General features: G+C 72.3%; 13 protein-coding genes. 5 read left to right on the forward strand and 8 right to left on the reverse strand.

Annotated features, from left to right (window positions below; all coding sequences use genetic code 11):
- Positions 1 to 39 precede the first annotated feature (39 nt).
- Complete coding sequence (locus ACFVYN_RS00795) at positions 40 to 729, reverse strand: TetR family transcriptional regulator (RefSeq protein WP_389990600.1); 690 nt, start codon at positions 727 to 729, stop codon at positions 40 to 42.
- Between the two features lie 131 nt (positions 730 to 860).
- On the opposite strand from ACFVYN_RS00795, the gene ACFVYN_RS00800 reads away from it, so the two are divergent.
- From ACFVYN_RS00800 to ACFVYN_RS00810, 3 genes are all read left to right on the forward strand, one after another.
- Positions 861 to 1,703 carry a hypothetical protein gene (locus tag ACFVYN_RS00800; protein ID WP_389990602.1) on the forward strand — a complete coding sequence of 281 codons (843 nt, stop codon included), beginning with the start codon at positions 861 to 863 and terminating at the stop codon, positions 1,701 to 1,703.
- A gap of 77 nt (positions 1,704 to 1,780) precedes the next feature.
- Complete coding sequence (locus ACFVYN_RS00805; protein ID WP_389990604.1) at positions 1,781 to 2,452, forward strand: peptidoglycan-binding protein; 672 nt, start codon at positions 1,781 to 1,783, stop codon at positions 2,450 to 2,452.
- Between the two features lie 9 nt (positions 2,453 to 2,461).
- Positions 2,462 to 2,953, forward strand: coding sequence for a flavin reductase family protein (locus ACFVYN_RS00810; protein WP_389990606.1), 492 nt, complete (start codon positions 2,462 to 2,464; stop codon positions 2,951 to 2,953).
- A gap of 34 nt (positions 2,954 to 2,987) precedes the next feature.
- Here ACFVYN_RS00810 and ACFVYN_RS00815 read toward each other — a convergent pair whose 3' ends face one another.
- From ACFVYN_RS00815 to ACFVYN_RS00830, 4 genes are all read right to left on the reverse strand, one after another.
- Positions 2,988 to 5,438: a SpoIIE family protein phosphatase gene (locus tag ACFVYN_RS00815; protein ID WP_389990986.1), complete on the reverse strand. Its 2,451-nt coding sequence runs from the start codon at positions 5,436 to 5,438 to the stop codon at positions 2,988 to 2,990.
- A 163-nt stretch (positions 5,439 to 5,601) separates the two neighbouring features.
- On the reverse strand, positions 5,602 to 6,168 hold the full coding sequence (locus tag ACFVYN_RS00820; RefSeq protein WP_389990608.1) for an antibiotic biosynthesis monooxygenase: 567 nt from the start codon (positions 6,166 to 6,168) through the stop codon (positions 5,602 to 5,604).
- 49 nt (positions 6,169 to 6,217) lie between these two features.
- Entirely contained in the window at positions 6,218 to 6,604 is a 387-nt protein-coding gene (locus ACFVYN_RS00825) for a hypothetical protein (protein WP_389990610.1), read from the reverse strand.
- Positions 6,605 to 6,957: 353 nt separating this feature from the next.
- Positions 6,958 to 7,881, reverse strand: coding sequence for a MurR/RpiR family transcriptional regulator (locus ACFVYN_RS00830; protein WP_389990989.1), 924 nt, complete (start codon positions 7,879 to 7,881; stop codon positions 6,958 to 6,960).
- Positions 7,882 to 8,049: 168 nt separating this feature from the next.
- Here ACFVYN_RS00830 and ACFVYN_RS00835 point away from each other — a divergent pair, with 168 nt between their 5' ends.
- Both ACFVYN_RS00835 and ACFVYN_RS00840 read left to right on the forward strand, forming a co-directional pair.
- A complete protein-coding gene (locus tag ACFVYN_RS00835; RefSeq protein WP_389990612.1) occupies positions 8,050 to 8,214 on the forward strand; it encodes a hypothetical protein in 165 nt (54 codons plus the stop codon).
- A 40-nt stretch (positions 8,215 to 8,254) separates the two neighbouring features.
- Complete coding sequence (locus ACFVYN_RS00840) at positions 8,255 to 8,656, forward strand: DUF3662 domain-containing protein (protein ID WP_389990614.1); 402 nt, start codon at positions 8,255 to 8,257, stop codon at positions 8,654 to 8,656.
- Positions 8,657 to 8,685: 29 nt separating this feature from the next.
- Here ACFVYN_RS00840 and ACFVYN_RS00845 read toward each other — a convergent pair whose 3' ends face one another.
- The 3 genes from ACFVYN_RS00845 to ACFVYN_RS00855 all read right to left on the reverse strand — a co-directional run bounded on the left by ACFVYN_RS00845 (position 8,686) and on the right by ACFVYN_RS00855 (position 13,485).
- A complete protein-coding gene (locus ACFVYN_RS00845; protein WP_389990992.1) occupies positions 8,686 to 10,365 on the reverse strand; it encodes an ArnT family glycosyltransferase in 1,680 nt (559 codons plus the stop codon).
- Between the two features lie 93 nt (positions 10,366 to 10,458).
- Positions 10,459 to 12,390, reverse strand: a complete 1,932-nt coding sequence (locus ACFVYN_RS00850; RefSeq protein ID WP_389990616.1) for a phosphatase PAP2 family protein — start codon at positions 12,388 to 12,390, stop codon at positions 10,459 to 10,461.
- Positions 12,391 to 12,585: 195 nt separating this feature from the next.
- Complete coding sequence (locus ACFVYN_RS00855) at positions 12,586 to 13,485, reverse strand: N-acetylglucosamine kinase (RefSeq protein WP_389990618.1); 900 nt, start codon at positions 13,483 to 13,485, stop codon at positions 12,586 to 12,588.
- Positions 13,486 to 13,583: the final 98 nt, after the last annotated feature.

A 13,583-nucleotide genomic window follows, 5' to 3' on the forward strand; every position in this document is an offset into this window, starting at 1 on the left:
TACCCTCTTTTTGAACGGGCGGTAGGCGGGCGGTACGGCTCAGTCCCGGTCGAGCGTGGACTCGATCTCCTGGACCACCCGCCACAGCGGGGCACCGCGACGGGAGACGATCACCACCACGTCCTCGGCCGGCTCGTCGGCGGACGGCGAGCCGGGCTCCCCGAAGGCGGCCTGCACGTAGCCGAGCGCGTGCTCAACGGCCTGCTCGGCGTCGCCGTGCCCGTCCGAGCGCAGCCAGGAGCGCAGGGCGTTGTTGTGCGCCGCGGCCACGGCGGCGGCGATCACGTCGGCCCGGAGCGTGCCGTCGTGCAGCCCCTTCAGGCGCCCGCGCAGGTACTCGGCGAAGGCGCGCTCGTAGCGCCACACCACGGACAGCTCGTAGGCGCGCAGGCCGGGCACCTGCTTGGTGAGGCGGTAGCGCTGCACGGAGAACGTCGGGTTCTCGGTGTACATGCGCAGCACGAGGCGCACCGCCTCGCAGACCCGTTCCAGCGGGTCGCACCCGGGGTCGCTCGCGGCCAGGAAGGCCGTCATGTCGGTCAGACACCGCTCGTGGTCGGGGAAGACCACGTCCTCCTTGGACGGGAAGTACCGGAAGAACGAGCGGCGTCCGACTCCGGCGAGCGCGACGATGTCGTCGACGGTGGTCTGCTCGTAACCCCGTTCCAGGAACAGCTGGAAGGCGGCCGCGACCAGCGCGTCCCGCATGGCGGGCTTGGTGGAGCTCATGGTCGCGAACGTAGCACCTGAACCGCCGCTGTGGCACTGGGTGCAAGCCCAGGAGGGAACTGAGTGCCCTTTGCGTTGCCCGGTGGGGTCGCGCCGCATACGATCGGTGCCCGCCCGCCGAGGAGCCCCGCATGTCCCGCCGCCCCACCCTCCTGTACGTCACCGACCTGGCCTACCAGGCCCGGGGGCGCCGCTACTGCGACGAGGACATCTTCCTCACCTCGCACCTCAGGGAGGACTTCGACCTCGCCCTGTGCCACCCCCTGGACGCCGCCGCGCTGGCGGACGGCTTCGAGGCCGTCGTCGTCCGCAACAGCGGCCCCGTCCTGGCGTACCAGGAGGCGTACGACGCCTTCCGCGAGCAGGCGCTGCGACACCGCACTCGCGTGTACAACCCGCTGACCGGCAAGGCCGACATGGCCGGCAAGCAGTACCTGCTCGACCTCACGGCCGCGGGACACCCCGTCATCCCGACCGTCGACCGCGCCGAGGACCTGCACCGGCTGCCCGCGACGGACCGGTACGTCGTCAAGCCCAGGCTCGGCGCCGACTCCATCGGCCTGCGCATCGTGTCCGCCGGCGAGGTGCGCGACCACATCGACGGGCAGGTCCTCGTCCAGCCGTGCGTCGACTTCGCCTACGAGGTGTCCTTCTACTTCGTCGACCACGACTTCCAGTACGCCCTGTACGCCCCGCACGCCGACCGGCGCTGGGACCTTCAGCCGTACCGGCCCACCCCGGACGACCTGGAGTTCGCCCGGCGCTTCATCGACTGGAACGGCCTCGGTCACGGCATCCAGCGCGTGGACGCCTGCCGGGCCCCGGGCGGCGGACTCCTGCTGGTCGAGCTGGAGGACCTCAACCCCTATCTCTCCCTGGACGCCCTGGACGATTCGGGCAGGGACGCCTTCGTCGCGGCCATGAAGACGTCCCTGCACGGGTTTCTCGCCCTGGGTACGGAGCGCGAGCGCTGAACTCCCGGGCCCGCGCCGCCGTATCACTCGCTGGGGGACGGCCCAGACCCGTGAGCGCGGGACGGAAGGAGACCAGGATGCCGACACCGTCCGACCGAGGGGCGCCGCCGGACCGCACGCCCCTCGAACCCATCCGGGTGCTGCGTCCGCGCCGTACCGACGCGCTCGCGGAACTGATGAAGGACCTGCCGCCCCGAGCGCCCGTCCGATACGAGTCCTTCGCGCTGCCCGGCCGGCCGTCGGGAACCGAGGACGCGACCGAGGAACTGCCGCCCGTCAGGGACGACCGCGACCGCGCCCGGAGCTCCCGTGACGTCCCCCGCGGACGGGTCCCCGGACTGCGCCGCACGGCGATCGCGGCGGCCGTCACCGCCGCCGCGGTGATCGGCTTCGGCGGTGCCCTCCTGCTCGCCGGCCGCGCGGAGAACACAGCGGCGGCGGCCCCGCAGCCGACCTCGACCACCGCCGCGACGCCCACGCCCACCCCGACGGCCTCCGGCGCCGCCGACCCCGACGGCCCCGGCACCCTCCGTCAGGGGGACAGCGGCCCCGAGGTCACGGACCTGCAGGAACGCCTGCGACACATCCCGAACGTCTACGACAACGGCTCCACCGACGGTACCTATGACACGACCCTGACCGCCGCAGTCGCCCGCTTCCAGCTCTGGTACGGCATCCGCGGCGACGAGGACGGTGTGTACGGCGACGACACACGACGGGACCTGGAGTCCCGCACGGGCGGCGGCTGATCGACGAGGATGGCGGGCATGGACGCGTTCATCGACCGGCTCGACCCCGACATGTGCGTCGTGACCGCCGCCGCGGACGGCGACCGCGCGGGCTGTCTCGTCGGATTCGCCTCACAGTGCTCGATCGAGCCCGTGCGGTATGTGGTGTGGCTGTCGAAGGCCAACCGCACCTACCGGGTGGCCCGCACCGCGAACCGCCTTGCGGTCCATCTGCTCACCCGCGAACAACGCGGCCTCGCCGAGCTGTTCGGCGGGGAGACGGGGGACCGGACCGACAAGTTCGCCCAGGTCCCTTGGCGGAAGGAGGCCGGCGGGGCCGTCGTACTGGAGGAGGCTGCGGCGTGGTTCGTCGGCAGGGTCGTGCAGCGCGTCGAGGGGGGTGACCATGTCGGGTTCGTCCTGGAACCGGAGGCGTGGGGCGAGCGCGAGGACACCGGGGGCGCGAAGCTTCTGCGGCTGTCCGACGCGGTCTCCATCTCGCCCGGCCACCCGGCGGACTGAGCCCGGCCGGTCGCCTCGCGCGGGTCCCGGCAGCTCACTCCCGCCCGGACGGCACCCGGATGTCCACGACACAGACGTCGTCGCGCCGCTCGCCCTCCAGCACGGAGGCCAGCAGCGGGGCCAGGGAACCGGACTCGTCCGCGGGATGGGCCGCGGCGGCCGCGGCGAGCCGGTCCAGGCCGTGGTCGATGCCCTCCGCGGGCCTCTCGACCAGGCCGTCGGTGTAGAGCAGGACGCGGTCACCCGGCTCCAGGACGCAGCGCGCCTCCTGGAAGTCCGGATCGGAACTCGCCCCCAGCAGCATCCCGAACGGCCGGTCCAGATAGCGCGCTTGTCCGCCGCGCACCAGCAGCGGTGGCGGATGGCCGGCCTGGGCCCACATCAGGCAGTGCTCGTCGGGGTCGTAGCGGGCCAGGACCATGGTCGCGGTGCCGTGGGAGTCGCGCGAGTGCAGCAGCAGGGTGTTGAGCCGGGCGAGCGCACCGGTCAGCGACGAGCCCGTGATGACCATGCCCTTGGCGGTGAAGCGCAGTTGGGCCATCGTGGCCACGGCGTCGATGCCGTGCCCTGCGACGTCACCGACCACGAACAGGGCGTTCCCGTCGGGCAGTTCGATGGCGCTGAACCAGTCGCCGCCGACGTGGATCCCCGACTGGGCGGGCAGATAGGCCACTTCGACCCGCAGTCCGGCGAGGCGGACCGGCCGGGTGGGCAGAGGCAGCAGCGCGTGCTGGAGGCGGGCGGCCATGGCCCGCTCGGCGTGCAGTACCCCGTCCTGTGTCACGATCGCCTGCTCGCTCTCGACGAGGGCCAGTTCGGCGCTGCGCTGCGCGGTGAGGTCCTGGACGAAGCCGTGCACCTCGACGGGCTCGTTCCCGGTGTCCGTCACGACCTCGGCGACCATCCGCAGATGGCGGACCTGGTTCCCGGCCCGGATCCGGAACGGGACGTCGAACTGAAGGCCGGAGCGCACGAGTTCCCGCACGGCGTGGGCCAGTACCGGCCCGTCCTCGGGCAGCGCGAGCCGCGGAAGGTCGGCCAGCCGGACCGGTCCGAGCGCGGGGTCCCGGTTCATGACGAGGAAGGTCTGGGAGGACCAGCTGCCCTCGCCGGTGACCAGGTTCCAGTTCGCCCAGCCCAGGTTCCCCAGCCGCTGCACGTCCGCCAGGCGCTGTTCCTGCCGGTCGGAGGAGCCGTGGCGGACCCAGGTGACGACCAGGGCACCGCCGAGACGGGCCGCGCGCAGCGCGTACGTGGACAGTTCGGCGGCGCCGTCCACGACCTCCTGGTAGGCGAACGGCTCGCCCTCGAACGGCTCTCCGGTGGTCAGCGTGCGCAGCAGGCCGTGCCACACCGCCTCCTCCGCCATGCTCGGGAAGCACTCCAGGATCCGCAGGCCGAGCAGCTGCCCGCCGGTGCGGCCCGCGCCCTCGGCCGCCTCCTTGGTGGCGGCGTCGATACGGTAGTCCGCGACCTCTCCGGAGGGGCCGCGCAGCGGCGTGAGCAGCATCGCCGAGCCCGGCAGCGAGTCGAGCACGGGCTGGACGGCCGCGACCGCGGCGGCGGCACCGGGCTCCGGCCGGGCGCCGAAGGACCGCAGCCAGCCTGCACACAGCCGCACGACGGCCCGCAGGAGCTGCCGGTCCTGCGAGGAGAACGGCCCGCTGCGCGCGCGAAGTACTCCGACGCAGACCTCGGCCTCCTCGCCGGTCGGCACCGGCAGCCAGGCGCGGGACAGCCAGCGCTCGGGCGGATCCCCTATGAGCAGGTGCCGTGTCCGGTCCGTCGCGAAGTCCTCCAGCCAGCGGGGCTCCCGGGCCCGGAGCGCTTCGAGCGCGACGATGCCGCTCAGCGGGGGAACCCGCGCCCACTGGCCGGCCAGGGCGGCGTCGACACCGGCGTGGCCGATCAGTTCGAGCCCTCCGGCCGGCAGCGACCGGAAGAGCAGGACCGCGTCGGCGTCGACGTCCGCCCTGAGCTCCTCCAGGAGACAGTCGGCCAGGTCCTGCGGTGTGGCCACGTGGACGAGGGCCTTGCCGAGGCGGCCGAGCGCGGTGAAGCCGTCGTCCAGGTCGCTGGTGTCCCGACCGGCGGGGACGGCGGTGCCTGGCAGAACGGACGGCAGAACGGACGGCGGACCGGACGGCAGAAGGGACGGCGGACCGGACGGCAGAACGGACGGCGGACCGGACGGCCCGGGCACAGCGGGCAAGGGCGCGCCGGGCATGTCGTCGCCGACGCGGGGCTGTGTGGCGGCGCCGAGCGGGGGCAGGGAGCCGAGGGTGATCCAGCACTCCTCCAGCAGCGTGCGGTTGCCGGCCTTGGCGCGCTGGAGCAGGTCCTCGCCGGCCGCGTCCGGGGTGCACCCGGTCAGCGCCATGATCACGCCCTTGGCCCGCTCCAGCACCGCCGACGTGGCGATCTGGTCCCGCAACCGGTCCATCTCGGCACGTTGTCTGGCCACGACCCTGGCCAGCGCCGCCATGTCGGGCGCGGTACCGGTGTGCGTAGGGCCGGTTGACTCGCTCGTCACGGGTTGAGCATCGCACATGCGCCTCGGGGTGTTCACACTCTCGTGAACACGCATCCCACACACCGGTGACACCGCCGGTTGACGAAACCGGCCGGGCTCCCGGTCCGTCGTGGGGTCAGTGGTCGGGCGGCGGGTAGAGCCACCGCCGCAGCAGCCGGCTCAGCAGTGGCATGACCAGATACGTGAGCAGGGGCAGCAGGACCACCGGGAACACCGCGGACCGCAGCGGCAGGGGCCAGGCGGCGGTGCGGGGCGTGACCAGCCACTGGATCACCAGGGTGCACGGGAAGGCGCCGAGGAACGTGGTCAGCACCATCTTCCAGCGGACCGGGGGCCGCACGGTGGTGCCGGGCAGACTGAACCAGGTCTCAAGGCCGGTCGTCGACTGCCGTTCGCTGCCCAGTTCCGTGGCGATGTCGTCGATCCGCGTGTGCCAGGCCGCTCGCTCGTCCGACTCCAGCCAGGCGGTGAGCCGGTGCGCGTCGGACCAGCGCAGCACCGCGTGGAAGCGGTGACCGTCCTCGGGCCGCAGCCAGGAGACGCCCTCGTTGCCGGGGAAGCGTCGGGCGCAGCGGGTGATCCCCCGCGTCCAGCGCTCGAACTCCCGCTCCCGGCCGGGTCGCACCTCCCAGGTGAGGACGGTGGTGACCGGATCGCCGTGCCGTACGTCGGTGGTGCTCATGCTCATCACGGGTGCCACGTACGGCGCGGGTCATGCCCTGCGGGACGGGTCAGCGCCCGTGGTGGTGGTCGACCAGGGCCTGGGTGACCGCGCGGATGCTGCGGGCGATGTGCTGGAGCTGGAGCACCTCGGCCGCGTACAGCTTGATGGTGTGTTCGATGACCGACTCCGGCAGCCCGAGCGCCGGCAGGTCGGCCCGGGCGGTCTGCAGCGCGGTGCGGGCGACCCTGATCTCGTGCTGGACCTGGATCTGCGCGTGCCGGGCGAGGAGCACGGTGTGCCGGATCAGGGCCGGATAGCTCGCGTACCGCGTCGGTACCAGCTCGCGCAGCCACTTGGCAGCGGAGCGCTCCCAGTCGTAGCTGCCGGGCGTCTTGACCTGGCAGGGCCAGTCAGGGCCGGGACGGGTGGTGGTCCGCGTGGTCGTCAGGGGCATGGTGATCGCTTCCGGGTGTGCGGCGTCGTGTGGGTGTTCCGACGGATTGGGCGGCCCCGGCCTAGGGGATGACCGGGGCCGCCATGGGCTCGCGTGCAGGCGAGGCCCTACCGAACATCCCGGGCGCCGACGCGGGTAGGTGACGACGGCTCGGGATGTCCGCGAAGGAGCCCTTTCGGGCAGCGTGGGGTGAGGACGGGGACAGGGGTGCGGACGGTCCGGGAGTGATCCCGGGGTGATCCGTGAGCAGTATTTATATATGCCGTCCGCTTGGCAAGGCGTATGAAAACATTCATGCTCGACTTATTGCGGATGGTCCCGGTGTGAAGGCGTATGACCGGGGGTGGGCGGGGTCAGTCCCTGAGGAAGAACTGGTGCTGGTCGGAGATCTGCTCGTACTCCTCCAGCCGGGCCTGGGTGCGCTCGGGGTCGGCGTCGGTCATGGCCTGGAGCAGGGCGGCGGCGATCACACCGGGCGCGGCGTAGGAGTCGAAGACCAGCCGGGAGCCGGTGCCGGTGGAGAAGAGGACGTCCGCCTCGTCGGCCACGTGTCCGAGCGCCAGGTCCGTGACGAGGGCGACCTTCAGGCCGGCGCTGCGGGCGACCCGCAGGGCGGTGAGGGTCTCCTGGGCGTGGCGCGGCATCGAGAACGCGAGGACCCAGGTGCCGCCCGCCTCACGGGACTGCAGGAGAGCGTCGTAGGCGACGCTGCCACCGCGCGTGACCGGCCGTACGTCGGGATGGACACGGCGGGCCGCGTAGGTGAAGTACTCGGCCAGGGACGCCGAGATACGCAGGCCCAGGACGGTCAGCGGGGTCGACTCCGACAGCTTGCGGCCGAGTTCGATCACCTGGTCGGGGTCGGCGAAGTCGCGGCGCAGGTTCTCGAGGTTCTCGATCTCCGCGTCGACCGCTGCCTGGAGTTCGTTGCCGCGTGACTCGTCGTCGGCGACCGGTCCGCCGGCGAGCGTGCCGAGCGCGATGGACTGGAGCTTCTCCCGCAGGGCGGGGTAGCCGCTGAAGCCCACGGCCGCGGCGAACCGCGTCACCGAGGGCTGGCTCACGCCCACCCGCTCCGCCAGATCGGTGATGGAGAGGAACGCCGCCTCGGTGATGTGCTCGATCAGGTACTGCGCGATGCGTCGCTGCCCGGGGGAGAGCCGGGGCCTGTCGAAGAGCGTCCTGAGCTGGGAGGCCGGGGCCGCCTCCGTCTCCGGCGTGGTCTTGCCCGAGGTGATCGCGGATGCCTGAGCGCGTGCCTGCTGCGGCGATGACACCGAGGCGCCTCCTTTGTCTGCCACGGGGAGTCAACATAGCCCACACCCCCTGGTGACCAGCGCTTGTGCGAAAGCATCCGGCAACCGCCGATCGGGATGGGTACGCCGGGCCCGAGCGGGAACCCGCCGCTGGGCAAGACGTTCGACGACACCTGAGGAGCAGCCCGTATGACGGTCCCCGAGGAGAACCGGCCCAAGACCGACACCACCGACGAGCTGCTGCGGCACCGGCACGAGGAGGGCGAGACCCCCGACCCCGGCGGCAGCGGGCGCACCCTGCGCGAGGCGTTCGAGGAGGCGCAGGTGAAGCCTGACGACTTCGCCAAGGAATGACACCGCACACGAAACCAGAGGGTCGGCAGGTGAAGAGGGCATGGGTGCGCTGAGCGCGCTGGAACGGGCAATGGAGCACGGGTGGGAGTCGCTGTGGGCGCGGGTCGTCGACAGGGAACCCGTCGAACTCCTCGACGCGCTGCGGCGTGAGTGCGACAGCAAAGTGGTCGTGTGCAGTGAGAACAGGGTGGTGGTCCCGAACGCGTACGACGTCGAGCTCGCGGACTTCGCCTACGACGAACTGGTGCGCCGGGGCAGCGATGTGGGCCAGGACCTCACGGACAGCCTGGCCCTGCACGGCGAGCGGCAGGGCTACGAATGGGCGGGCCCGCTCACCGTGCACATCTCCAGGTCCGACCAGGTGCCCAACGGCCGTTACCGCGTGACGAGCGGGGCGATGCCGCACGTGAGCGCCGAGGCGTTCCAGAACGCGGTCCGCTGAGCGGACGCGGGGCACGCTCGCCGCGGTGGTCATCGGCGATAGATCGTGATGGAGTGACCGACCTCGTCGACCGGACGGCTGCTGTCGATCAACTCGGCCAGCCGGCCCTTCGCCTTGGCGACCGAGGAGTCCGACACCACCAGCAGCCCGCGCACGTCGTCCACCGGCACCTCGCGCGGATCGGCCGCCTCGATGCCGTACGCGGACGGCACCCCGCTGCCCTTGTAGACGAGCCAGATCCGCTCGTCCGGGTAGCGCTCGCGCAGCCGGTCGGCGAGCCGGCCCAGGTCCTGGCCCCAGTCGACGTTGGAGTCGTGCAGCCGCAGATGGGTCCGGGCCGGTCCGCCGAACGCCTCGTTGGAGTACGGAAGATAGTAGGGAAAGGTCAGCACGGAGCTGACCGCGACGAACAGCACCAGCGCCCCGGTCGCGATCGTCGCCCGGCGTCGGCGGACCGCCAGGACGCATCCGGCGGCCACCGTCAGGAACATGGGCAGGAAGAGGGCGTACCGGGTGCCGAAGTCGCGTGACCCCGTCATGGCCGAGGCCAGCAGCACCCCGGCGGGCACGAGCAGATACGGCGCCGCGGGCCGCAGCCGCCGTACCGCCACCAGCACCACCGCACCGGCGGCCCACAGCGCGAGCAGGCCCAGCGGGGTCTTCACCAGGAGCGCCGCCGGCAGGTAGTACCAGAGGTGCCCGGTGTACAGCCGCCCGAACAGGAAGCCCTCCCACGGGTGGTTCTCGAAGCGGAACTGCAGACGCATCCCGTCCGCGTAGGCCTGCGGGAACGGCAGCAGATCGGCGAGGGTCCCCCGCAGTCCGCGCACCACCGGCACCGGGTCCTGGGACGTCCACCGCAGCTGCGGATCGACCACGAGGTAGGACGCCCATACGACGGCGACCGCGGCCAGCGTCAGGACCGCGGCCCAGGCGAGCACGCGCAGCAGCCGTCGGCGCGTCCCGTCGTCGCGAGACGCGGTCCACACCGACAAGGCGGCCAGTCCCAGCAGGACCGGCACGGCAGGCAGCGCGCTCATCTTCGTCGCCAGCGCCGCCCCGAGCGCCAGACCGGCGAGCGGCACGTACACCCGTGGCCGTGCGCGGGCCCGCCACAGCAGCCACACCGAGGTGAGCAGGAACCCGGCCATGGGCACGTCGAGCGTGGCCAGCGAACCGTGCGCGACGACGTCGGGGGAGAAGGAGTACAGGGCGAGCGCCGCAAGGCCCGCCGCCGGTCCGGCGAGTTCCCGGGCGAAGGCGAACACGACCAGCCCGAACAGCAGCGTCAGCACGATCACCGGGAGCCGGGCCCAGAACATCAGCTGCCAGGGGTCGTTGCCCGACTCGTACAGCAGATGGGGGCCCAGACCGATCTGGGGCCCGTGGAACGCCGTGTCCACGTGCGGGTCGGCGATCGCCACCCCGGCGGCGATGACCAGTTTGCCGAGCGGCGGGTGCTCGGGGTTGTAGCGGATGCCCTGACCGTGCAGGTACTCGGCGGCCGTGGCCACGTAGACCGGTTCGTCGATCGTGGGGGTCTGCTGCACGGCGGTCGTGACCATGACGGCCGCCATCTGGGCGAGCAGCACGACGACGAGGAGCGGCACCAGCCACCGTCGGACCGGTCGCGGCTGCCGTACCTCGTCGTCGCGGGACCCGGACCCGGGGACCGGGTCAAGCACCGTCTGCTGCTCGCTCGCCATCATCCGCCCCGCGGTGGGACCGGCCGGGCGGTGGCGGGAGCGATCCGCGGGCACCTCATGAGGGCCACTCTCGCATCAGCTCCCGCCCCGCGGGCCTCACCGCTTCAGAAGTCGTACCGACAGACCTTCCGTCGTGTAGACGGGTACGGCCCGCAGGGTGTCGGAGTTCAGTTCGACGCGGTCGAACTGGCCGCGCAGTCCGTGGGAGCCGAGGACGCGGACCGTGTGCCCGGCCGTCGGAGGCTTGTCCGCGTCCAGCTTCAGCGAGAGCACGCTGCCCGTGCCGAGCACCGCGCGCCGCGTCACCTCCAGGACCGGTTCCTGGCCCGAGCGCAGGGTCAGCTCCAGCGCGCCGCCCTCCTGGCTGTACGTGCCGTGCACCTGAAGCGACTTGCCGCCCAGCGCCAGCGTCCCGCCCTGCACCCGTACGTCGCCGTGGCCGAGGGCGTGGGCCGAACCGGCGACCAGCGCGCCCTCCTTCAGGACGGTTCCGCCGGTGTACCGGTTGTGGCCTGTCAGGGTGAGCGTGCCGCTGCCCCGCTTGGTCAGAGAGCCACAGCCGTCGATGTCGTTGCGCCAGGCGTCGGCCGCGTGGAAACCGCCCGAGGCGGCGTCCAGGGTGACGGAGACGTCGGAGTCGAAGGAGCCGTAACCGTCCGCCGCGGCGAACAGGTTGAGCCGGCCCCACTGCTCGAAGCCGTCCAGCAGGACATAGCCCGAGGGCAGCCCCGTGGTCCGCAGCACCTCACGGCGCTGGGCCGCGTCCAGGTACGGCAGCCGCGTCTCCAGCAGCACCTCCGCGCCCTTGGGCACGGTGAACGGCTCGTTGCCGCCGTCCCGGTGCAGCACATAGGTCAACCGGGGCCCTACCGAACGGGCGTTGGTGTCCCGGTCCGCGTACGCGTCGGCGGCGTCCGAGTGCGCGTAGGCGAAGAGCGTGTCGGCCGTGGTGCCGGTCTGCTCCGTGAAGTACTTCAGCGCCTGGGCCCGTGCCGCGGCCTTGAGGTCGGCGTTCGCGGAGTCGGCCAGCGTGGCGGCGGCCAGCGCGGTGGCCATGATGCGGCCGCCCATGACGTCGACCGTCGAGTGCATACCGGACATGATCCGGGTGTGGCTCAGCTCGAAGGCACGCGTCACGAGCTCCTGGAAGCGCTCGGGTACGGCGTACGCGTATGCCAGGCCCGCCAGGTGGAAGGCGTTGGTGTGACCGCTGGGGAAGCCGCCGTCGTCGACCGGGGAGGTGCTGCGCTGGCGCAGCAGCTGGGGGGCGACGACCACCTCGGAGTCGTAGACCGGGTAGCCGAGCGCGTCCTTGGCGCCGGTGTCGACGACCTCGCTGTCCTCGTTCATGCGCCACGGGCGGGGGTACTGGAAGGCGTACTTGCCGGGGTTGCCGGAGGCGTACGGGCCGCGCACGGCGTCGACCAGCTTGGCCACCAGGCCGAGCGAGGAGTCGTAGGAGCCCGCGCCCAGCGCCGAGCCCGCCGGGGCGTCGGCCGGGACGGCGTCGCTGATCGTGGTCGCCGGGGTGGTGTCGGGCGCGCTGGTGATCGAGGTGACCGCCTTGGCGCCGGACCGGTAGAGGCCGGCGAGCGGGCCGAGGCCGCCGATCATGGCGTAGCTCTGGTGCTGGCGGTCGTAGAGGAAGGCCTCCTTGGCCTGTGCCTCGGTGCGCGCCTGGGTGAGGCGCGCGCAGTAGCGCATGTTGGCGCGCAGGATCTCGGGCCTGAGCGGTGTGCCGGTGTTCCAGGCGGCGCCGGTCTTCCACACCTGGGAGAAGCCGCCGAGTATCCGCACCACCGCGTTGGTCTCGGGCGTCAGGTTCGCCATGACGTTGGACTTGTAGTCGTCCGCGAACGCGAGCGCGGCGGTGGCGGCCTTGGCGTCCGCGGCACTCAGCCAGGAGGCGAAGGTGGGCGCGGCCAGGACACCGGCCGAGGCGCCCAGGGAGGTCTTGAGGAACCCCCTTCGCTTCATGGCTCGTTGGGTGAGCGGCGCGGGGGAGTGCTGCCCGGCGGATGACGGCATGGGTCTGCCTCTCTTTGAAGTTCTGCGGCCGTGCGGCCGGGGGAGGAGGTGGTGCGGATGCGACTCATGATGCGGCAGTCGACAGGTGCGACGAATGCGCTTTCTGAATCGCACGAGCTTCGTACGAGCCTCGTACGAGCGAAGATCTACGGGCGAGTCATGTCGGACCGGAGGAGACCCGGCGTCCGGCGGATGTCACAGAAGTGAACGGGCCATCGCCACGGCGCCGTCCACCGGGGGCGCGCGCAGGGGACGCGGCCGTGCCGACGGCACCGCGTCGGCCAGCGCCGACACGAACGCGTCGTACAGCGACGGCTGGGCGAGGACGGTACTGCCTGCGACCACGACGTCGTCGACCACCACCCCGCGGGCGGCGAGCCGCTCCACGAGCGCGGCCAGGGCGCGGCCCGCCTCGGCGATCACGGTGCGGGCGAGCGCGGATCCGGCCTCGGCGGCGGCGAAGACGGCCGGGGCGTGCCGGCCCCAGTCGGCGGAGGCGGCCGTGGCGTGCTCCAGCGCGGCGCCCAGCGCGGGCACTTCGGGAACGTCGAACCCGGAGAGCAGACCGTCCGCCAGCGCGTCGGGCTCCTCGCCGCGATCGTGAGCCGCCCATACGGCGCGTACGGCCTCGCGGACCAGTCCGGCGGCGCCGCCCTCGTCACCGAGGAGCGCGCCCCAGCCGCCGACCTGGACCGGTGTGCCGTCGGCGAACCGGCCCACGGCGACCGAACCGGTGCCGGCGACCAGGCCGACCCCCTTGTCCAGCCCCGCCGCGGGAACGAGCAGTTCGGCATCGCCCACGACCAGCGCGGGCACGTCGAAGTGCAGTTGGAGAGCGGTGCGGATCTGTGCGCACTGGCGCGGGGTCTCGCAGGCGTGCCCGCCGACGGCGAGCGCGGACGGGCGGGCGCCCGCGGGAAGCGCGTCGGCGGCCAGTGCGGCCAGCCATCCGGCGGCGGCCACCGGGTCGTGGGGCCGCCAGCCGCTGCTGGACCGGATGTGATCGGCGACGGGAGCGTCGCCCGCGAACGCGCGGAAGTGTGTCTTGGTGCCGCCCACGTCGATGCCGACAACCAGGGGTGCGGTGTCCTGCACGGAACCTCTTTCGTCGTTGCGCTGTGTGCTGCGACGGTGGGCGAACCGTGCCTGGGGGCAAGGCAGTTGGAGAGCTTTGAAGATCTGGCGAAGCCCCG

It is taken from the genome of Streptomyces sp. NPDC058307 (genome assembly GCF_042880295.1).
Lineage (GTDB): Bacteria > Actinomycetota > Actinomycetes > Streptomycetales > Streptomycetaceae > Streptomyces.

Excerpts from the sequence above, each read along its gene's own strand:
- ACFVYN_RS00835 (WP_389990612.1), top strand. The coding sequence starts at position 8,050 with ATGACGGTCCCCGAGGAGAACCGGCCCAAGACCGACACCACCGACGAG.
- ACFVYN_RS00825 (WP_389990610.1), bottom strand. The coding sequence starts at position 6,604 with ATGCCCCTGACGACCACGCGGACCACCACCCGTCCCGGCCCTGACTGG.
- ACFVYN_RS00810 (WP_389990606.1), top strand. The coding sequence starts at position 2,462 with ATGGCGGGCATGGACGCGTTCATCGACCGGCTCGACCCCGACATGTGC.
- ACFVYN_RS00840 (WP_389990614.1), top strand. The coding sequence starts at position 8,255 with ATGGGTGCGCTGAGCGCGCTGGAACGGGCAATGGAGCACGGGTGGGAG.
- ACFVYN_RS00795 (WP_389990600.1), bottom strand. The coding sequence starts at position 729 with ATGAGCTCCACCAAGCCCGCCATGCGGGACGCGCTGGTCGCGGCCGCC.
- ACFVYN_RS00805 (WP_389990604.1), top strand. The coding sequence starts at position 1,781 with ATGCCGACACCGTCCGACCGAGGGGCGCCGCCGGACCGCACGCCCCTC.
- ACFVYN_RS00800 (WP_389990602.1), top strand. The coding sequence starts at position 861 with ATGTCCCGCCGCCCCACCCTCCTGTACGTCACCGACCTGGCCTACCAG.
- ACFVYN_RS00850 (WP_389990616.1), bottom strand. The coding sequence starts at position 12,390 with ATGCCGTCATCCGCCGGGCAGCACTCCCCCGCGCCGCTCACCCAACGA.
- ACFVYN_RS00815 (WP_389990986.1), bottom strand. The coding sequence starts at position 5,438 with ATGGCGGCGCTGGCCAGGGTCGTGGCCAGACAACGTGCCGAGATGGAC.
- ACFVYN_RS00845 (WP_389990992.1), bottom strand. The coding sequence starts at position 10,365 with ATGATGGCGAGCGAGCAGCAGACGGTGCTTGACCCGGTCCCCGGGTCC.
- ACFVYN_RS00820 (WP_389990608.1), bottom strand. The coding sequence starts at position 6,168 with ATGAGCACCACCGACGTACGGCACGGCGATCCGGTCACCACCGTCCTC.